Source organism: Salinisphaera sp. C84B14, from assembly GCF_040361435.1.
Taxonomy (GTDB): Bacteria; Pseudomonadota; Gammaproteobacteria; order Nevskiales; family Salinisphaeraceae; genus Salinisphaera.
Window position 1 is genome coordinate 141898 of record NZ_APNL01000006.1, and the last position, 19943, is coordinate 161840.

Sequence of the window (19943 nt, forward strand, 5' to 3'; positions counted from 1 at the left end):
GGTTCGATAATGCCTGTATCAGCCGCCGGCGTAGGCCGGCGCGCTGCGCCTACAGTGGCGGCGTCGCCAGGCGAGCGGCGTGATGCCCGTCCAGCGTTTGAACGCGCGCTGGAAGGCGCTTTGTTCGGAAAATCCGAGCCGGTGGCTGATATCGCCGATGCATAGCCCGGCGTCGGCGATATGACGCAGGGCAAGCGTATGCCGGGCTTCGTCGAGGCTGCGCCGGAACGTGGTGTTCTCAAGCTGCAGGCGGTGTTGAAGCGTACGTTCGTTGAGAGCCAGCGCGATGGCGGCTTCGCCGAGGGTCGGCGGCGGCGAGCCGATCTGCGTCTGCAACCAGGCGTTGAGCGCCTGCAGGGTGTCGAGCGAGGCCGCCCGGCGCAGGCTCTGGTCGAACTCGGCGCGTATATGGGCGGTCAGTTCGGAATCGCCCCGCCGCAGCGGTAGAGCCAGCAGGGCGGGATCGAAGCAGATCCGGCAGGCGTCACGGTCGAAGCGCACTTCGCAATTGAAGAATCGGCGATAAATCGCGGGATCGCCCTGGGCGCGATGGCTGAACTCGACGCTTTGCGGCGATTCGTTTTCACCTCGTGCCCAGCGCGCGAAGCCCAACCAGGCGGCAAAGGCTTCCTCGATCACTGCCGGCATGACGCGCCGGCTGCTATGCCATTCGATAACCACATCGTTGGCGCGCTGCAGCAGACGTCCTTCGCCGATCGCGTTGACCAGGTGCGCAAACCGCGCCTGATAGGACAATGCCTCGCCGAGGGTGGCGCAATGGCGCAGCAGAAAACCCAGGCGGCCCCAGCGGGCAGGCTCGGCGGCCATGCCGAATTCGAGCCCGAGCAGGGGGTTGTGCAGTCGTGCCATGCCCTCAGCCAGGAGCCGCTCGTAGTAAACGGCCTCGATACTGCGTTGGGGCGATACGAGCGCGGTCGGCTCGAGTCCGACGTGTTCAAGCAGCCGGCTGCGATCGAGCCCCTGGGCTTGCAGATAATCGAGCAGGGCGCGAATCAGCGATGCGGCGACCGTGGCTGGCATGCGATGTTCCCGGGTTTGCGCCATGCGTATTGTGGCCGGGTTGCGTGTAGAGTCAATTTTTTTGACGCGAAATTTAGCTACTTTCGACATATTGATCGACAACCGGCACGACTCGCATGCGGCGATGGAATGGATGGGGCGACGACACCGTTGCCAAGGAGCTGCCGACCACGGCCCGCGCTTTTCTCGAATCGCGGCTGGGGCGGGGGCAGGTGCCGCCGGACGAGAGCCTGGCCAATGCCTGTGCCCAGGTGCCCGAGTCGCGCCTGGCGGGTATTCCCGGCTTCGACTGCTCGGCCGAGGCGCGGCTGCGCCATGCGCACGGCCAGAGCTTTGCCGACTGGGCCGCGCTTCGTCATGGTCATGTCGGCCCGTTTCCGGATGCGGTGGCGTGTCCGGAAACGCATGAACAGACCCGGTCGGTGGTCGATGCCGCGCGCGAAGCCGGCGCCGTGGTCATTCCCTACGGCGGCGGTACGAGCGTGGTTGGTCACCTGAAGGTGGTCGACGACGGGCGTCCGGTGCTGAGCGTGGACATGAGCCGGCATGCGCGTCTGCTCGATATCGACGTCATCAACCGAACGGCACGCATCGGCGCCGGGGCCGCCGGGCCGGTGCTCGAAGCACAGCTGCGCGCGCACGGCTTCATGCTCGGCCACTACCCGCAGTCGTTCGACTATTCCACGCTGGGCGGCTGGGTGGTCACGCGCTCTGCCGGGCAGCAGTCGCGCCGCTATGGCCGTATCGAGAATCTGCTCAACGGGGCACGGCTGGTCTGTCCGACGACGGATCTGGACGTCGGCGGGGCGGTGGCATCGTCGGCCGGTCCGGATCTGCGTCAGCTAGTGCTGGGCAGCGAAGGCCGGCTGGGTATCGTCACCGAAGCCGCGGTGCACATCATGCCCGTGGCCGAACGTGAAGCGTTTCATGCCGTGTTTTTTGCCGACTGGTCCACGGCCCTCACGGCAGCGCGCACGATTACCCAGTCCGGGCTGCCGGTCTCGATGCTGCGTGTTTCCAACGAAGAAGAAACCGATACCCAGCTGCGTATCGCCGGCCACGATTCGGCGATCGCCTGGCTGCGCCGCTATCTTGGCGTGCGCGGCATCGGTAACCGCCCGGCGCTGATGATGATCGGGGTGACCGGCGATCGTCGTCAGGCACATCGGCTGCGTGCCGATGTGCTGGCGCTGGCCCGGCGTGGCGGTGGCGTGCACGTGGGCCGGGGGATGGGCCGTATCTGGGCGAAGAATCGCTTCGCCGGCGCCTATCTGCGCAACGGTCTCTGGGACGCCGGCTTTGCCGTCGACACCATGGAAACCGCGGTGCCCTGGTCCCAGGCCACGACCACGATGAGCGCCATGCAGCAGGCCGCGCATACGGCGCTGCAGGCCTTCGACGAACGGGCACTGGCGTTCGCGCATCTGTCCCACGTCTACGGCAGCGGCTGCAGTATCTATATGACGGTGGTCTGGCGTCGCGGCGCGGATTACGCCACCGATATGGGCCGTTGGCGTGCGCTCAAGCAGGCGGTGAGCAGGGCGATCGTGGATTGCGGCGGCACCATCAGTCATCAGCACGGCGTTGGCACCGATCATGCACCGTATCTGGCCGCCGAGAAGGGCGAGGCCGGTATCGAGCTGATTCGCGCCGCCCTTGCCGAACTGGATCCGCAGGGCATGATGAACCCGCATAAACTGATCGCGAAACAGGCCTAGCGTATGTGGACACAAGACTGGCGATCGCAGTTCGAGGCGGCCGCCGAGCGGGCATTCGATGTGCTGATTGTCGGCGGCGGCATCGCCGGCGCCGGCGTGGCGCTACAGGCTGCGCGTGCCGGCCTGCGCGTCGTGCTGATCGAACAGAACGACTTTGCCTCGGGCACCTCGAGCTGGTCTTCGAAGCTCGTACACGGCGGCCTGCGCTATCTGGCCAGCGGCGACTGGCGGCTCACCCGTGAGTCGGTGCAGGAGCGCCAGCGGCTGATGCACGACCTGCCGGGACTGGTCACCCCGCTCGATTTCATGCTGCCGGTCTATGCCCACGACAAGCCGGGGCGCTGGGCGCTGCAGGCCGCGCTGGGCGCCTACGACTTCATGGCGCGCAAGCGCTATTCGCATTACATGAAGCCGGCCGAGTTCGGCGCCCATATGCCCTATCTCAACCGCGATGGCCTCAAGGGCGGCTTCGTGTATCGCGATGCGCTCACCGACGATGTCCGGCTGACTCTGCGCGTACTTATCGAAGCACGCAGCCACGGCGTACTGGCGGCCAACTACGTTCGCGCCGAGCAGCTGCTTTTCGACGGCGATACGGTCAACGGCGCCCGCGTGGCCGATCGCGAAACCGGTCGCTGCTTCGATATACGGGCCGCGGTGGTGGTGAATGCCACCGGACCCTGGAGCGATCGCCTGCGTGCCCAGGTCGAAGGTGCGGCCCAGCTGCGCCCGCTGCGCGGATCGCATTTCGTATTCCCGTTCCACGTGTTGCCGGTCGGGCGAGCGATCACACTGTTTCATCCGGACGATCGCCGACCGCTTTTCGCCATTCCCTGGCAGGGTGCGACCGTGTTCGGCACCACCGATCTCGATCACGAGCAGCCGATGGACGAGGTGCCCCGCATGAGTGCGGCCGAGTCCGATTATTTGATCGCTGCCGCCCGCCATTATTTTCCTGCCCGCAATATGCAGGCAGCCGATGCGCTGTCCTGTTTTGCCGGAGTACGGCCGATCGTGCGCGGTGAGCCGGGTGCCTCGGCCTCGCAGGAATCGCGCGAATCCTCGATCGAGCGCGAACGGGGGCTGATTACCGTCACCGGCGGCAAGCTGACGACCTTTCGTGTAACCGCCAACGACGTGCTCGAACAGGTCGGCCAGGCTCTCGGCCGGCGCTTCGTGCGCAACGACAAGGCACCGATCATCCATGCCGTGGGCGCCGACGCGCAGACGCGCGGAGGCGTGCGCCATGGCCCAGCGTTCGCCGGGATGTCCGCACGCGCCGACGACGCGCGCGCGCTCGGCACCACCGACTATCGTTTTCGTGAGCTGCGGTTTGCGTTGAGCCACGAAGCAGTCGCCCACCTCGACGATCTGCTGCTGCGGCGTACGCGCGCCGGGCTGCTGCTCGACCAGGGCGGGCTCGCCCAACTATCCGCTCTGGAACCGCTGGTGTGCGATACGCTCGGCTGGGACGCGGCGCGCTGGAGCGACGAAGTCGAGCGCTATCGAGCCCATTGGCATCAGGTACACGCGCCGGTATGAGCAATGGCGACCGGCTGCTGGCCATTGATGTCGGCACCCAGAGCGTGCGCGCGCTGGTGTTCGACGGTCAGGGCAGGCTGCATGCGCGTGCCCAGATCCCGATCGAGCCGCCTTATCACGCGCCGCAGCCAGGCCATGCCGAACAGGATGCGCGCGTTTTCTGGCAGGCCATGGTCTCGGCCTGCCAGCAGCTGCATGCGAACGATCCCGCGCTCGCCGGCCGGATTGCGGGCCTCGCACTGACGGCGCAACGTGCCACCAGCGTGTTCGTGGACGCCGACGACGAGCCGATCGGCCCGGCCATCTCCTGGCTCGACAAGCGTCGCGCAGCGCATGTCCCGTCCCTGCCGTGGCTGTGGCGGGGGCTGTTCGCCGGCCTGGGGCTGACTGCCACCATCGATGCCTTCCAGCGCGCCGCCCCGGCGAACTGGCGTGCGGCGCATGCACCGGAAGCGCATCGGCGCACGCGCCGGGCGGTCTTGTTGTCGGGTTATCTGGTCCACCGGCTGATCGGCGAATGGCGCGATAGCGTAAGCGCGCAGGTGGGCTATCTGCCGTTCGACTACAAGCGGCGACGCTGGGCCGCCGCGCGCGACTGGAAATGGCAGGCCGTGGCCGTCGAACGAGAACAGCTGCCCGAGCTGGTCGAGCCGGGCGAACCCCTCGGCGAGCTCAGCGCGTCGGCGGCCGAGGCCCTGGGGCTTGCACGCGGGCTGCCCCTGTTCAGCGCGGGCGCCGACAAGGCCTGCGAAGTGCTTGGCTGCGGCGCCATTACGCCTGAAACGGCCTGCGTATCGCTGGGTACCACCGCGACCATCAATACCTGTCGCGACGTCTATCGCGAGGTCACGCGCTTCGTGCCGGCCTATCCGGCGGCCATGCCCGGCCATTTCACCGATGAAATCCAGATTTATCGCGGCTTCTGGCTGGTGTCGTGGTTCAAGCAGGAATTCGCGCCGGATACCGTCGATGCGGCCGCCCGCGAACAGCGCGCCGCCGAGGCGCTGCTCGACGAGCGTATCGCGCCCATCGCGCCGGGCAGCGACGGACTCATCGTGCTGCCGACCTGGTCGCCGGGTGTGCGCATACCCGGGCCCGAGGCACGCGGTGCGATCATCGGCTTTACCGATGCCCACAGCCGTGCCCATGTCTACCGGGCAATCCTCGAAGGCCTGGCGTTTGCCCTGCGCGAAGGCCGCGAACGTATCGAAAAGCGCAGCCGCACGCCGATCACGCGGCTGCGGGTTTCCGGCGGCGGTTCCCAGTCCGATCAGGCCATGCAGATACTGGCCAACGTCTTCGCATTACCGGCCGAGCGCACGCATACGCATGAAACCAGCGGCCTGGGGGCCGCGATCAACGCCGCGGTGGGCCTGGGCTGGTACGCCGATCATGCCAGCGCGGCGCGAGCGATGGTGCACGAGGGCGAGCGCTTCGAGCCCGAGCCGGGCGCGGTCGCCCTCTATGAACGCCTCTACCGCGACGTATTCACCGGTCTCTATAACCGCTTGAAGCCGGTCTTCATTGGTATCCGGGACGCGTTGTAGCGTCTACAGCCGTTCCGGTTGTTCCCGCCGCCCGCGGCCGCGCAGCCAGTGCAGCGCCCGCGCGGCCATCACCGCGAGCGTGGCGGCGATGAACGGGTTCACGGAAAAACGAAAACGCTGATTCTCGTCCACTTCGAAGGCGTTGCCGATCACGCTCACGTACATGATGTTCAGCCACAGAAAGATCAGCGTGGCATCCACGGCGCTGACCCTGCGTCGCAGCAGGCAGCGCAGCAGGATGAACAGCCCGTAAAGCACCGCCAGCGTATAGCCGATGGCAATCAAGATACCGATCTGGCCGGTTTCGAGATCGAATTCCGGCTCGGCCGGGTACTCGGGCTGGCCGGCCAGCAGCAGCGAAAACGCACGGCTGTAGGGCTCGATCGCGGCGCGGTTGTTCTTCAGGAACGGGTAGTCGCTGGAGGGGCGCATGAACATCAGCCAGGCCGTGCCCATGGATCGCAGATACACCTCGGGGTGGATGCGTACCGAGGCAATCGCGTCTTCCAGCGCCTGTTCGGATACATCCGCATAGGCGAGGTGGTTGTAGTTCACGTGGCCGGTGGACTTGCGCCTTTGATCGAGCACGGTAATGCCGGTGGGCGCCACATCGTCGAAGATGTCGGCATAGGCCTCCGGGGTGTTGAAGGGAAAGTCCATCAGCGCCATGTCGGAGAGTTCGCCGGCCTCGACCAGACGCTGGCGTTCGGGTTTGTCGATGGCGAGCGTGGTGAGCTTGGACAGGCTCATGCCCATCCAGTCCGACGTGGCGAAATGACCGGTCACCATGACGTTCTTGCCGTAAAGCGCGAACACCAGCGCCAGCGGCACGATCGCCGCCGCGAACACCGCCTTGCGATAGCCCGGCAGTACCAGGCCACAGAACAGGGCGAGCACCACGAACCACTGCCATTGAAACATCGAGCGCGTGTAGATCAGCGCCGCCATGGCAAAGAACATGGCCAGCGCCCGGACGAACGTGAAGCGCTCCATGCACAGATGAAACAGCCAGGCGATGGTGCCCAGCAGCGCCAGAATCATCAGCGTGTAATAGGGGATCGCTTCGTAAAGTACGAGCGCCGGGGTGAGCATGAACAATGCGGCCACGCCGAACGCCAGCTTTGCGTTGTCGGTGAGCTTGCGTACCAGCGAATACAGCAGCAGCACGCTCGCGATGGCCAGGGCGCTATAGAGCGTACGAAACGCGATGGTGAGCGTGAGCGGATCGTCGCCGAGCTTGAGCACGAGTCCGATGACGAGGTTGTACAGCGGCGGCTGACCCGGCATGTAGAACAGGCTTTCGGCCAGATTCTCGCGTAGCAGTACCGGATCGAGGATCTGCCAGGAGGTCGCGATCGGCTCCAGGTCGAAGCGCACGCCGGCCGCGTAGAAGCAAAGCCGCGACAGCGCATACAGGCCGACCAGCCAGAGTGCCGGCTTGGTCGACGGGTAATGAAACGCGTCTTTCTTCATGGGCCCACTCATAGCCCGGTTCGATGAAAGATCGCGCGGGGGAGCGCCGTGATGATGGTCATGATCAAACGCCAGAAGCCCGGCGTGTAGCACACCGCCGTGCCCTTCTCGATGGCCCGGTGAATATCGCCGCCGACCTTTTCCGGGCTGGCGAACAACGGGCCCTTGTCGAAATCGGCCGTCATGGGTGTGTCGACCATGCCCGGGCGAATGGTCACCACCTGCACACCGGCCTTGAACAGCCGATGGCGCAGGCCGTCCATGAAGGCGTTCAGGCCGGCCTTGGCGCTGCCATAGACATAGTTGCTGGCGCGGCCGCGATCGCCGGCCACCGAGGAGATCGCGGCGATCGTGCCGTGGCCCTGGCGCTCGAAACGATTGGCGATATCGGTGAGCAGGGCAACAACGCTCACCGCATTGGTATGCCAGGCGGCAACAGCCGCGGCGGGCTCAGCCGCGCAGGCCTGCTGGTCGGGCAGGGTGCCATAGGCGACCAGCACCGTATCCAGGCCGCCAAGCGCGGCCTCGGCGGCATCGATCATCGGTGCATGGACGGCCAGGTCGTCGGCGTCCATCACCTGCGTGGCCACGGTCGATGCGCCGCGTACTTTCAGGTCGTCGGCGATAGCGGTCAGCCGGGCTTCGTTGCGCCCGGTCAGAAACAGCGCATCGCCGCTGGCGGCAAAACGACGGGCGGTCTGTTCGGCGATGGTCGAGGTCGCGCCGACGATCAGGATCTTTCTCATGAAGGGCTCGTTGTTGTCGACGTCACGCGTCGCCAGAAATTCGATGAAAACGCCGGGTCGACGAATCCCCGGAAGCGTTCCAGATTGGGGAAATACTCGCTGAACGCGGCCGCGCTCATGCGCGCGTCCTTGGCCGGATACACCGCCCCGCCGGCCGCGCGCACGACATCGTCGAGTGCCTCCAGCAGTTCGAACGTCTCGCGTCCGCGGTTGGGGAAATCCAGGGCCAGGGTCACGCCGGGGCGCGGAAACGACATCAGCCCCGGCGACTGCACATCGCCGAACACCTTGAGCACCGACAGGAACGACCCGGCACCGGCGGCGGCGATACGTTCCAGCAGTTCGGCCACGGCGGTGCGGGCATCCGCATGCGGAACCACGCACTGGTACTGCAGAAAACCGTTCGGGCCGTAGGCACGGTTCCAGTGCTTGATGCCGTCCAGCGGATAGAAATACGGCTGGTAGTGCTGCGTATCGCGGCTGCGCGCCTTGAACTTGCGCCGGAAATACAGCGTATTGAGCGGACGCAGGGTCAGCGGATTGATCATCGACACCGGCGTGACGAAGGGAAACGTCGGTCCGCCGCGTTTGCGCGGGTCCGGCTGCTGGCCGAGCGCCGGCTTGTGGTTGGCGCGCATGAACCAGCCACGGCCGAGATTGGCGCCGCGCGCGCTGCAATCCACCCAGGCCACGGTGTATTCGTAGTCGCGATCCGAGGCCGCGGATAGCGCGAAGAATTCGTCCAGGTTCGAAAAGCGCAGCGTGTCCACGTCCATGTACGGGCCTTCGATCCGCTTGAGCGCGATCGTGGCCCGCGTGAGCAGACCGGTCAGGCCCAGCCCGCCCACGGTGGCCGCGAACCATTCGGGGTTGTCATCCGGCGAGCAGACAAGCGTGCTGCCATCCGAGCGCAACAGTTCCAGTTCGCGCACATGGCAGCCGAAGGTACCGGCCACGTGATGATTCTTGCCATGCACGTCGTTGGCGATCGCGCCGCCCACCGAGACGAACTGGGTGCCCGGCGTAACCGGTAGAAACCAGCCCTGCGGGACCACCAGTTCGAGAATATCGGCGAGCAGCACGCCCGCCTCGCATTCGATGACGCCCGTGGCCGGATCGAAGGCGATGAAACGGTCGAGGCTGCCCATATCCAGCAGCGTGCCGTCGTTGTTCAGACAGCTGTCGCCGTAGCTGCGACCGTTGCCGTAGGCCAGCAACGGCGTATCCGTGGCCGGCAGCACAGACGGGCGCGCGCCCGGCCGCTGAACCTGTGCCGGGCGGCTGGCCGGGTAGCGACCCCAGGATGGATGGCTCGATGCGGTCATGTCGCTAGCCTATAAGTTCATCAGATCGCCGAGAACATGATCAGCGCGCCCAGCAGTACGCACACACGGCTGCCGTTGTCCTTGGCCGCGAATACGATCGGGTCGTCGTGCATCTGCCCGCGCAGGGTCTTGAGCCAGATCCGGCTGATCCAGTACAGCACCACCGGGCACAGCAGCCAGATACGGGCCGGATGTTCGTAATGGTTGGTGATATCGGGGCTGTTGATATACAGCGCCAGGATGACCACCGCGGTATAGCCGGCGGCCGTGCCCAGGCTGCGTAGCGGCGGCAGATCGTCGGCGATATAGCCACGCCCGAGCGGCGCATCGCCGCTGTGTTTTTCCATCACCAGCAGCTCGGTGCAGCGTTTGGCCATGGCCAGGCTCAGGAATATGGACATCGATAGCGCGAGCAGCCAGAACGACAGGGGAATGCCGGTGGCCGCGCCGCCGGCGATGATGCGCAGCGTATACAGGGCGGCCAGGGTCAGCACGTCGATCAGCGCCAGCTGTTTCAGGCCCAGCGAATAGGCCAGGGTGACCAGGTAGTAGCAGCCGAGCACCAGCCAGAAGAACGGCGGCAGAAACGCAGCGATCACCACCGCAGCGCCAAGCAATACGGGAATCGCCATCACCCCCTGTGCGATGGGAATACGCCCCGAGGCAAACGGGCGCTCGCGCTTGCGCGGGTGCTGGCGATCGTCACCGAGATCGACCAGATCGTTGAGGATATACACGCTCGACGCGAGCAGGCTGTAGGCAATGAAAGCCAGCACCGCCATGCCGACCATGGTCACGTCTGCATACTGATGTGCCGCCAGTAGCGGTACGAAGATCAGCACGTTCTTGGCCCACTGGTGCACGCGCAGGGCCTTGGTCCACGTCCGCCAACTGGTCTTTTCCGGTGGAAAGCTCGCGCCGACGTCGTAGGCGGCATTCGCGCTGCGCTCGAGCTTGTCGCTGGCGTTGACCAGCACTGCCTGGCGGGCATGGGCCCAGATGGCGTTATCGACTTCGTGATCGCCGGCATAGTCGAACGGCTTGTTGCCGACTTCGGCCTGAATGGCCGCCAGCTTGTCCTTGCCGGACAGATTGGTGCGGGCATCGCTGGCGAGCACCACGTCGAACAGCTGCAGATGGTCGGCCACCTGATGGGCATATTTCTCGTTCGCCGCGGTGGCGAGGATCAGTTGCCGGCCTTTGGCTTTCTCTTCTTTCAGATAGGCGATCAGGGTTTCGTTGTAGGGCAGATGCTCGATGCCGAGATCGGCGCGATCGGCGATTTCTGCCTTGAGGGTGGCACGGCCGGCGCGCAGCCATCCGGGCAGCCTGACCAGGCTCTGCGGCGAGCTTTTGGCCAGCACGAACGCCGATTCCACCAGCAAGTCGGAATGCACCAGCGTACCGTCGATATCGACTACCAACGGGATATCGGCAATCTGTGTTTCGGCCGCTGATTCGGAAAAAGCCTGCGAACTCATTCGAAAGACCCTGTTAAAAATGGAGCGCTTTGTGCGTCGGTTAGCTAGGCAAGACCGCACGACGGCGGTCGAGTTCGATCGCGGCCAGGCTGATCAGCCCGAGCAGGACCGCAAACCAGAGCGTGGCCACCCGCGCGATCAGCGTAATCGCCAGTGCGGTGGTCGCATCGACGCCGGAGAGTTTGAGCAGCAGCACCATCACCGCCTCGGTGCTGCCCAGCCCGCCGGGGATGAACGACAGCGCGCCCACCAGCATGCTCACGGCATAGATGCCGATGGCGGTAAAGAACGCCAGCTCGATATCCAGCCCATGGGCGATGACGTACAGCGACACGCCTTCCGCGGCCCAGGCCACCAGGCCTATCAAAAGCCCGACATACAGTGGTTTATGCCCGAGCAGGGCAAAGGCCTGATCCCAGGCCGACACCGCGCCGTGCAGCAGGTTCTGCAGCTTGCCCTGCGGGTCGGCGGTGCGCCGTTGCATGTAGACGAGCAGCCGGCGCTGTCGAATCGCTATCAGCAGCGCAGCCAGTCCGGCCAGGGGCACGACGACCCACCAGATGTAGTTGGAAAAGGCGATCAGCACCAGCGTTGAAAGCAGCGCAATCGCCAGCAGATCGATGAAACGCTCGGCAAAGAAGGCCGCCAGGCTGTGGGCGTAGGACACGCCGTGACGCACCAGATAGACCGAGCGCATGCCTTCGCCGGCCTTGCCGGGCGTGGTGGTCAGCGCGAAGCCGGCGATATAGATGAAGGCGTCGCGCCAAAGCCCTACGCGGTCGCCCAGCCAGTACAGATAGCCGTGCCAGCGCGCGAAGCGCAGGGCATAGTTGAACAGCGACAAGGCGAGAATCGCCAGCCACCAGTGCGCCGCCAGCTTGTGCATGGCCGCGAAGGTGCGCTCGGCATCGATACCGGCGATCAGGGTGAAATACAGCAGCAGCGCAAGGGCAAGCGACAGCGCGATGGTTCGTTTACGGGGCAAGGCACGGCCTCATGGCGAAGCCGCCGATAACCGGCGGGCAAGGATACTGGTAGCGACACGCTGAGCGATATGGATAGCCGCACAGCCGAACACGCGCTCGACGCGCGCTTTGTCTTGATCCCCGATCGTGCCTCGAACCCAGGTTCGAATACGTATAGCTTAGCGCAAACCGACCGGCTCGCATCAAGTCGTATGGCGGGCGGCGCCGTCATATCGCCTGCGACAGGCTGCCCGTAACGGCGCTTTCCCCTAAAATGCCGGCTCTGGTCGACGGCCGGCGGGTCGTCTTCTTCGTTTCAACCGCGAGACTCACTATGGCCGAATACCGTGCACCCACCCGCGACATGCTCTTCGTGCTCAACGAAGTACTGGACGACCAGCGCATCCGCAACCTGCCCGGTTACGACGACTACGAGCCGGAAACCGTCTCGGCCGTGCTCGACGAGGCCGCGCGCTTCGCCTCCGACGTACTCTCGCCGCTCAACTGGCCGGGTGACAGGGAAGGTGTCCACTGGAGCGAAGACGGCATCGCTGCGGCCGAGGGCTTTGCTGCGGCTTACAGCCAGTATGTCGAAGGCGGCTGGAACGGGCTGGCCGGCTCGGCCGATCACGGCGGCATGGGCATGCCGCGCGTGCTGGGTGCCGCGGCCATGGAAATGTGGAACGCCGCCAACATGTCGTTCGCCCTGTGCCCGCTGCTCACCGCAAGCGCGGTCGAAGCGCTGGAAAACCACGGCAACGACGAGCTCAAGCAGACCTATCTCGACAAGCTCGTCACCGGCGAATGGACCGGCTGCATGGATCTGACCGAGCCCCAGGCCGGTTCCGATCTGGCCCAGGTGCGCAGCAAGGCGCAAGCCGACGGTGACGCCTATCGGCTGTTCGGCCAGAAGATCTATATCACCTGGGGCGAGCACGACATGGCCGACAACATCATCCATTTCGTGCTCGCGCGGCTGCCCGACGCGCCCGCCGGGGTGAAAGGCATCTCGCTGTTTCTGGTGCCGAAATACATTCTCGACGAGAACGGCAACCCCGGCGAGCGCAACGACATGCGCTGTGCCTCGGTCGAGCACAAGCTCGGCATCCATGCCTGCCCGACCTGCACCATGAGCTTCGGCGAAGAGGGCAAAGGCGCGCTCGGCTATCTCGTCGGCGAAGAGAACAAGGGTCTGGCGCATATGTTCACGATGATGAACGCCGCGCGTCATGCCATGGGCGTACAGGGCCTGGGCATCGCCGATCGCGCCTACCAGCGCGCGCTGGCCTATGCCCGGGATCGCCAGCAGGGCGGGCGTGCCATCGCCGAACACGGCGACGTCAAGCGCATGCTGCTGTCCATGCGTGCCCAGACCGACGTGCTCCGTGCGATGTGCCTGGATTCGGCCAGCGCCCTGGATATCGCGGAGCGCAGCGACAACGACGACGAGCGCGCCGCAGCCCAGGCCCGGGCCGACGTGATGATTCCCGTGGTCAAGGCCTGGGGCACGGAACTGGGCGTGGATATCGCCAATACCGGTATCCAGGTGCACGGCGGCATGGGCTTCGTGGAAGAAACCGGCGCCGCCCAGTACCTGCGCGATGCGCGTATCGCGCCCATCTACGAGGGCACCAACGGTATTCAGGCCATCGACCTGGTCGGGCGCAAGCTTATTCGCGACGAAGGCCGCGGCATGCGCGCGCTCATCGCCGATATACGCGCCACCGCTGACGGCAGCGCCGAGGGCGCGAACGAGCATCCGGCCTTGTCCGATGCTCTGGACCTGCTTGAAACCGCGACCAACACTCTGCTCGAAGCCGGGCGCGATGCGGCCATGGCCAATGCCTTCAACTACCTCATGCTCTGCGGCACGGTGTTCGGCGGCTGGTATGCCGCGCGTATCTCGGACGTGGCGAAGAAGGCGCTGGATAACGGCACTGACGAGCCCGACTTCTACGAAGCCCGTCAGGCCTGTGCCCGTTTTTACGTACGCCAGATTCTGCCCAAGGCGCGCGGCTATGCGGCCATGGTCGAGGGCGGCCCGGACGCCATCGACAGCGTCGACGCCCAGCGCCATCTCTAGACCGGGCGGGCGCGTGCCGGCACGAGGCATCGGCCGGCACGCGGCGCCCTGTATCGATTCAGGCGCTACTGGCTGAGTTCGGGCAGTGACCGCGGATGCGGCCGGCGCCAGTCGTGGCCGCACAGCATCATCTGCCAGTACATCATCGGGAAGACGTGGCGCTTGAATAGCCAGTGCAGGCGCCGCGGCTGGCGCGGGTCGAGCGGAAAGCTGGATACCACTTCCTGGTCGTAGCGAAATTCCGCCAGCAGCACGCGCCCGTGTTCGACCGTGAGCGGACAGGCGCCATAGCCGTCGTACAACGGCGCTTCGCCGCCGAGTTCGAGCGCGTTCAACACGCCGTCGACCACCGTGGGTACCTGTCGGCGTACGGCGGCCATCGTCTTGGCGTTGGGCGTATCGGTGCAGTCGCCCAGGGCGAAGACGTTGGGGTAGACGGTGTGGTTCAGCCGGTGGCGATCCACGCTGACCCAGCCGGCGGCGCCTGCGAGTGAACTGTCGCGAATCACTGCGGGCGCGGACTGTGGCGGCACCACGTGGAGCATGTCGAAATCACGTGTGACCTCGCCCTCGGCGGTTTTGAACGTCGCGTGCTGGCGCTCGCCGTCCACCGCGATCAGGTCGTGGCCGAAATAGGGCGTCGCCCCGTAGCCGGCGATCACTTTGTCCAGTTCGCGGGCATAGACCGGAACCCCGAACATGCTCGCGCCCTGATTGTAGAACTCGACGCTGGCATTCACCCCGCGCCGGCGCAGCGTATCCGCGGTGAGATAAAGCGCCTTCTGCGGTGCGCCGGCGCATTTGATGGGCATGGCCGGCTGGGTGAACAGCGCACGCCCGCCGGCGAGCGTGCTGGCCAGCTCGTGGGTGTAGGGGGCGTAGTCGTAATGGTAATTCGAGGTGACGCCGTTGCGCCCCAGGGTTTCGACAAGCCCGTCGATGGCATCCCAGTTCAACTGCAGGCCCAGCGCGACCACCAGGACGTCGTAGCCGTGCTGGGCACCGCTGGCCAGCGTGACGCGGCTCGCCTCGGGCTCGAAGCCGGTGATCGTGTCCTGTATCCAGCGGGCGCCTTCGGGCATTACGTCCGCCTGGGCCCGGCGCGTGTGTCGTTGCGGCATGTCGCCGCCGCCGACCAGCGTCCAGCCGGGCTGGTAGTAGTGGTCGGTATTCGGTTCGATCACGCTGACGTCGAGTTCGGGGTAGCGACGTAGCAGCGCCGAGGCCACCGACAGACCGGCGGTGCCCCCGCCGGCTATGAGAACGCGGTGATGGGCGGCAGGGGCATTCGTGGCGTCGATCATGGCGAAGTCTTCTGCTGAGCGGGTGATGCAGGGCTACAATTCCTGCAGTTTGGTTATGAGTTAAATACTTTAAGTTATTAAAAACGGCTCTAAAGCGCCGGAATGTTATCAGCGAAGCGAGCTTGTCAATGGATATGGATCAACCCGAGGTAGTCGGTTTCTTCGATCACAAAACCTTTAGCGTGCAATATGTTTGTATCGATCCTGCCACCGATCGCTGTGCGATCATCGATCCGGTGCTCGACTACGACGAAAACGCCGGACGTACGCGAACCGACTCGGCTGATGAAATCATTGAGTTCATCGGACGCCGCGGGCTGACGGTCGACTGGATTCTGGACACCCATCCCCATGCCGACCATCTATCGGCTGCGATCTATCTACAGCAACGCTTCGATGCGCCCCGTGCTATCGGCCGACAGGTGGTCGAGGTACAGAAGCTCTGGAAAGACATCTACAACTTCGGCGACGATTTCTACGCCGACGGTCGCCAGTGGGATCGCCTCTTCGACGACGGTGATCGTTTCAAGATCGGCAGCCTGGACGCACGGGTGATGTTCTCGCCCGGGCATACGCTGACCTCGATCACCTATGTAGTGGGCGACGCGGCCTTCGTGCACGACACCCTGTTCATGCCCGATTTCGGCACCGCCCGTGCCGATTTCCCCGGCGGCGACGCGGCCACGCTCTATCGCTCGATCGAGCAGATACTCGCGCTGCCCGACGATACGCGCCTGTTTACCGGCCACGACTACATGCCGGATGGACGCGAGCCGCGCTGGCAGTCCACCGTGGCCGAACAGCGCGCGAACAACCCGCATTTGCAGAACATGGACGAGCGCGCCTATGTGGAACTGCGCAAGCGTCGCGATGCCGAGCTGCCTTTGCCAGCGCTCATGCTTGCCGCGTTGCAGATCAATATCCGGGGCGGCCGGCTGCCCGAGCCGGAAGACAACGGTACCGCCTATCTGAAGATTCCGCTCAACGCGTTCTGATCGGCATCGATCTGCCCACGAAGCCTGACCGGCGCGTTGGCAGTGCGCGCGTTCAGAGCGAAGGCTGGTTGACCCGCTTCGAAAGCGCTTCGGGGCTTTCCACCCGTTCGGAATAGCGGTCGGTGAGGTAGTCGTTGTGATCGCGCAGCAGCAGGGTGAACTTGATCAGCTCTTCCATGACGTCGACCACGCGGTCGTAGAAGGGCGATGCCTTCATGCGTCCGGCCTCGTCGAATTCGTTGAAGGCCTTGGGCACCGATGACTGGTTGGGAATGGTGACCATGCGCATCCAGCGCCCGAGTATGCGCAGGTTGTTGACCACGTTGAACGACTGCGAGCCGCCGCAGACCTGCATCACCGCAAGGGTACGGCCCTGGGTCGGGCGCTGGCCGCCGATCGATAGCGGCAGCCAGTCGATCTGGCTTTTGAACACGCCGGTGATATTGCCGTGGCGTTCCGGGCTGCACCACACCTGGCCTTGCGACCAGAACGACAGCTCGCGCAGCTCGGCCACCTTCGGGTGCTCGGCATCGGTCTCGTCGGGCAGGGGCAGGCCGCGCGGGTCGAATATCCGCGTCTCGGCGCCGAACGCCTGCAGCAGGCGCGCGGCTTCCTCGGTCAGAAAACGGCTGTAGGAGCGTTCGCGCAGCGAGCCGTACAGCAGCAGGATGCGCGGCGCCGGGGCCGGCAGGGGCGGGCGCAGGGTGAGATGTTCGCGGGCGACATTCGGCAGATCGTTCAGGGCATCGTCATTCATTGCATAGCTTCCAAGGCGAAATCAGCGGCCGATTAGCGCCAGCCAGCCGGCCAGGGCGGTGAGGGTTACCAGCAAAACCGGCAGGGTAAGCACGATGCCGATCCGGAAATACTGGCCCCAGCCGATGGTCAGCCCTTTGCGGGATAGCACGTGCAGCCAGAGTAGCGTCGCCAGGCTGCCGATCGGGGTGATTTTGGGCCCCAGGTCGCTGCCTACGACGTTTGCATAGATCATCGCCTCCTGGGCTAGCCCGGAGACATGGCTGGCGTCGATCGATAGCGCGACCACCAGCACGGTGGGCATATTGTTCATCACCGACGACAGGAAGGCGGCCAGAAAGCCGGTGCCCACGGTGGCGACCCAAAGCGATTGCTCGCCGAGGGTGTTGAGCAAACCCGCCAGATAGGCGGTCAGCCCGACGTTCTGCAGGCCATAGACCACCAGATACATGCCCAGCGAGAACACGACGATATCCCAGGGCGCACCGCGAACGACTTTCATGTTGTCCACCACCGGCCCGCGCTGGGCGATAGCGAGCAGTACGGCCGCGCCGATACCCGCGACCACGCAGACCGGTATGCCAACCAGTTCGGCAACGAACAGGCCTGCCAGCAGCAGGCCGAGCACCCACCAACCGGCCTTGAAAACGGCCAGGTCCTTGATGGCGTCGCGCGGCTCGCGCAGCTGGCCGGGGTCGAAGCGCGCCGGAATTTCGCGCCGGAAATAGGCGTACACGATCGCAATGGAAACCACCACGGACACGATATATACCGGCGCCATGACCGCGGCATAGCTGCCAAAGCCCAGGCCGAAGAAATCCGCCGAGACGATATTGACCAGGTTGGAAATGACCAGCGGCAGGCTGGCGGTATCGGCAATAAAGCCCGCGGCCATCACGAAAGCCAGCGTCGCCCCGGCAGAAAACCCCAGTGCCAAAAGCATTTCGAACACGATCGGGGTGAGGATGAGCGCGGCCCCGTCGTTGGCGAACACCGCCGAAACAAGCGCGCCCAGCAGCATCACCAGAACCAGCAGCCGCGGCCCGCGCCCGCCGCCGCGGCGCGCCACATGCAGCGCGGCCCATTCAAAGAAACCGGCTTCGTCGAGCACCAGGCTGATCAGGATGATGGCGACGAAGGTGAACGTCGCATTCCAGACGATGCCCCAGACCGTGGCGATATCGCCGATATCCACCACGCCGGTGGCCAGCGCAACCAACGCGCCGGCCGATGCACTCCAGCCGATGCCTAGCCCGCGCGGTTGCCAGATCACCAGTGTGAGGGTGGCGACAAAGATGAGAATGGCGAGAATTGTCATGCAAGAAACGGCGGTTTGGCAGGCACTTCGCTCATGCCGGAGGCCATGAGCATTTTGCAGGCGGGTTTGGGCGGCAAGTCAGTCGGTTGGCAGTTCGGCCAGCAAGGCCGCGACGCGTTCGCGAATCGCGTCGCGTGTCGCGGCGAAGACATGTGCGATCTGTTCGGGGCTGCCCTCGGCACGGGCCGGGTCGTCAAACGCCCAGTGCAGCTTGCGCGTACCCGCTGGCATGAGCGGGCAGTGCTCGTCGGCATGGCCGCAGACGGTGACCACGATATCTGCCCAGTCGATATCCGCATCCGCCAGAATCGAGGAGGGCTGGGCCGAAATATCGACGCCGGCCGCCTGCATGGCCGCCACGGCGTTCGGATTCAGCCCGTGGGCTTCGAGGCCGGCCGAGCGCACGGCCACGCGTTCGCCGCCCAGGTGTCGGGTCCAGCCTTCGGCCATCTGCGAGCGACAGCTATTGCCGGTGCATACGTAAAGAATATTCATGCGTAATGATTTCCGATCAGCTGGGGCAGCGATCGCCGGGGCGATCGGCCATGGTGGCCAGGCGTTGTGTATCGCTGATGAAGGGTTCGCGCTGGGCGTTGGCCTGCCATGTGCTGTTGATCACATCGCCGATCCAGGCCGGTAGCTGTTCACGGATGCGGTAATACACCCAGATGCGCTCGCGGCGATCGGCGAGCACGCCGGCATCGCGCAGCAGTTTCAGGTGGCGCGAGATCTTGGGCTGGGACAACTCGAGCGCATGCACCAGCTCACACACGCACAGCTCGCCGTGCGTCGCTATGAGCATCAGGCAGCGCAGGCGGGTGTTGTCCGCAAGCGCCTGGAAGAAATCTTCGGCGACGAACAAAGAAGAAGCGGTGGGCGCCAGGGCGTCGGCGTTCATGGGCGATCGTGCCGGTCGTCGATGCTGGACACCTGTCGACCGATCGCATCGACTTCGCGCTGCAGGGTGAGGCGATCGCGGGCTTCGATAGGCAGACTCGCGAACAGCTGAATGCGGTGGCGAAGCATGTGAAACGCCTGACGAAAAGCCTTACGCGAGGCCTCGGCGTCCTCGGTCACGATAGACGGATCGGGCACACCCCAATGGGCCGTGACCGGCTTGCCGGGCCAGGCCGGGCAGGTCTGTTGAGCCGCCTTGTCGCAGACGGTGAATACAAAATCCATGGCCGGCGCCTCCGGGGTCGCGAACGTATCCCAATGCTTGGAATGCAGGCCGGCTGTCGGGATGGACAGTGATTCCAGCAGCGCCAGGGCTTGCGGATGAACGTCGGCCGCCGGCTCGCTACCGGCGCTGTACGCATCCAGGCCGCAGTCGGGCATGGCGTTGACAAGCGCCTCGGCAAAGATACTGCGGGCGCTATTATGCGTGCAGAGGAACAACACGTTATATCGTCGATTTTCCGTGCCCATCGTATTCGCTCTCGCGTATATTCGAAATATAGAATATACGGTAATTCGAATACGTCAACGGCCATCGGGCTATCGAACGTGCCGTAGCGCGCTCGCTTTGCGCTCGTGACACCTGCGGGGCCTCGTCATTCGCTGCATCGGCAGGGCGACGGCCTTTCTCATAGCGCGCCTGGCCGGCGGCGGCAACCGGACCGCCGCGCAAACCTTCACGGCAGCTTTTC

General features: G+C 64.9%; 17 protein-coding genes. 5 read left to right on the top strand and 12 right to left on the bottom strand.

All coding sequences use genetic code 11. The annotated features are described in order from the left end of the window. Positions 1-18: 18 nt before the first annotated feature. Positions 19-1041 carry an AraC family transcriptional regulator gene (locus C84B14_RS07050; protein WP_353222885.1) on the bottom strand — a complete coding sequence of 341 codons (1023 nt, stop codon included), beginning with the start codon at positions 1039-1041 and terminating at the stop codon, positions 19-21. A gap of 116 nt (positions 1042-1157) precedes the next feature. Between C84B14_RS07050 and C84B14_RS07055 the strand changes: the two genes are divergently transcribed. The 3 genes from C84B14_RS07055 to C84B14_RS07065 are packed head-to-tail and all read left to right on the top strand — an operon-like array spanning position 1158 to position 5848. Next, entirely contained in the window at positions 1158-2759 is a 1602-nt protein-coding gene (locus C84B14_RS07055) for an FAD-binding oxidoreductase (protein ID WP_353222887.1), read from the top strand. Positions 2760-2762: 3 nt separating this feature from the next. Continuing rightward, the gene (locus tag C84B14_RS07060) at positions 2763-4301 is read left to right on the top strand and encodes a glycerol-3-phosphate dehydrogenase/oxidase (protein ID WP_353222889.1); all 1539 of its coding nucleotides are present in this window, start codon (positions 2763-2765) and stop codon (positions 4299-4301) included. Further along, positions 4298-5848, top strand: a complete 1551-nt coding sequence (locus tag C84B14_RS07065) for an FGGY-family carbohydrate kinase (protein ID WP_353222891.1) — start codon at positions 4298-4300, stop codon at positions 5846-5848. Before C84B14_RS07060 ends, C84B14_RS07065 begins: the two co-directional genes overlap by 4 nt. 3 nt (positions 5849-5851) lie before the next feature. Here C84B14_RS07065 and C84B14_RS07070 read toward each other — a convergent pair whose 3' ends face one another. The 5 genes from C84B14_RS07070 to C84B14_RS07090 are packed head-to-tail and all read right to left on the bottom strand — an operon-like array spanning position 5852 to position 11858. Next, positions 5852-7321, bottom strand: coding sequence for a glycosyltransferase family protein (locus C84B14_RS07070; RefSeq protein ID WP_348764881.1), 1470 nt, complete (start codon positions 7319-7321; stop codon positions 5852-5854). 8 nt (positions 7322-7329) lie between these two features. Next, a complete protein-coding gene (locus tag C84B14_RS07075) occupies positions 7330-8067 on the bottom strand; it encodes an SDR family oxidoreductase (RefSeq protein WP_353222893.1) in 738 nt (245 codons plus the stop codon). Further along, positions 8064-9392: an FAD-binding oxidoreductase gene (locus C84B14_RS07080; protein WP_353222895.1), complete on the bottom strand. Its 1329-nt coding sequence runs from the start codon at positions 9390-9392 to the stop codon at positions 8064-8066. The genes C84B14_RS07075 and C84B14_RS07080 overlap by 4 nt, the downstream gene beginning before the upstream one ends. Before the next feature lie 20 nt (positions 9393-9412). Next, a complete protein-coding gene (locus C84B14_RS07085; protein ID WP_353222897.1) occupies positions 9413-10873 on the bottom strand; it encodes a UbiA family prenyltransferase in 1461 nt (486 codons plus the stop codon). Between the two features lie 40 nt (positions 10874-10913). Continuing rightward, on the bottom strand, positions 10914-11858 hold the full coding sequence (locus C84B14_RS07090; RefSeq protein WP_353222899.1) for a lysylphosphatidylglycerol synthase transmembrane domain-containing protein: 945 nt from the start codon (positions 11856-11858) through the stop codon (positions 10914-10916). Between the two features lie 314 nt (positions 11859-12172). Between C84B14_RS07090 and C84B14_RS07095 the strand changes: the two genes are divergently transcribed. Then, positions 12173-13921 carry an acyl-CoA dehydrogenase gene (locus C84B14_RS07095; RefSeq protein WP_353222901.1) on the top strand — a complete coding sequence of 583 codons (1749 nt, stop codon included), beginning with the start codon at positions 12173-12175 and terminating at the stop codon, positions 13919-13921. Positions 13922-13986: 65 nt separating this feature from the next. Here the strand turns inward: C84B14_RS07095 and C84B14_RS07100 are convergent, their stop codons facing one another. Further along, positions 13987-15225: an NAD(P)/FAD-dependent oxidoreductase gene (locus C84B14_RS07100; RefSeq protein ID WP_353222903.1), complete on the bottom strand. Its 1239-nt coding sequence runs from the start codon at positions 15223-15225 to the stop codon at positions 13987-13989. Positions 15226-15353: 128 nt separating this feature from the next. On the opposite strand from C84B14_RS07100, the gene C84B14_RS07105 reads away from it, so the two are divergent. Further along, entirely contained in the window at positions 15354-16220 is an 867-nt protein-coding gene (locus C84B14_RS07105; protein WP_353222905.1) for an MBL fold metallo-hydrolase, read from the top strand. 52 nt (positions 16221-16272) lie between these two features. Here the strand turns inward: C84B14_RS07105 and arsH are convergent, their stop codons facing one another. From arsH to C84B14_RS07130, 5 genes are all read right to left on the bottom strand, one after another. After that, complete coding sequence (gene arsH, locus C84B14_RS07110) at positions 16273-16977, bottom strand: arsenical resistance protein ArsH (RefSeq protein ID WP_353222907.1); 705 nt, start codon at positions 16975-16977, stop codon at positions 16273-16275. 21 nt (positions 16978-16998) lie between these two features. Then, complete coding sequence (locus C84B14_RS07115; RefSeq protein WP_353222909.1) at positions 16999-18294, bottom strand: arsenic transporter; 1296 nt, start codon at positions 18292-18294, stop codon at positions 16999-17001. 78 nt (positions 18295-18372) lie between these two features. Further along, positions 18373-18789, bottom strand: a complete 417-nt coding sequence (locus tag C84B14_RS07120) for an arsenate reductase ArsC (protein WP_353222911.1) — start codon at positions 18787-18789, stop codon at positions 18373-18375. Between the two features lie 16 nt (positions 18790-18805). Beyond that, positions 18806-19192: a metalloregulator ArsR/SmtB family transcription factor gene (locus C84B14_RS07125; protein WP_353222913.1), complete on the bottom strand. Its 387-nt coding sequence runs from the start codon at positions 19190-19192 to the stop codon at positions 18806-18808. Continuing rightward, the gene (locus C84B14_RS07130; RefSeq protein ID WP_353222915.1) at positions 19189-19722 is read right to left on the bottom strand and encodes an arsenate reductase ArsC; all 534 of its coding nucleotides are present in this window, start codon (positions 19720-19722) and stop codon (positions 19189-19191) included. The genes C84B14_RS07125 and C84B14_RS07130 overlap by 4 nt, the downstream gene beginning before the upstream one ends. Positions 19723-19943: the final 221 nt, after the last annotated feature.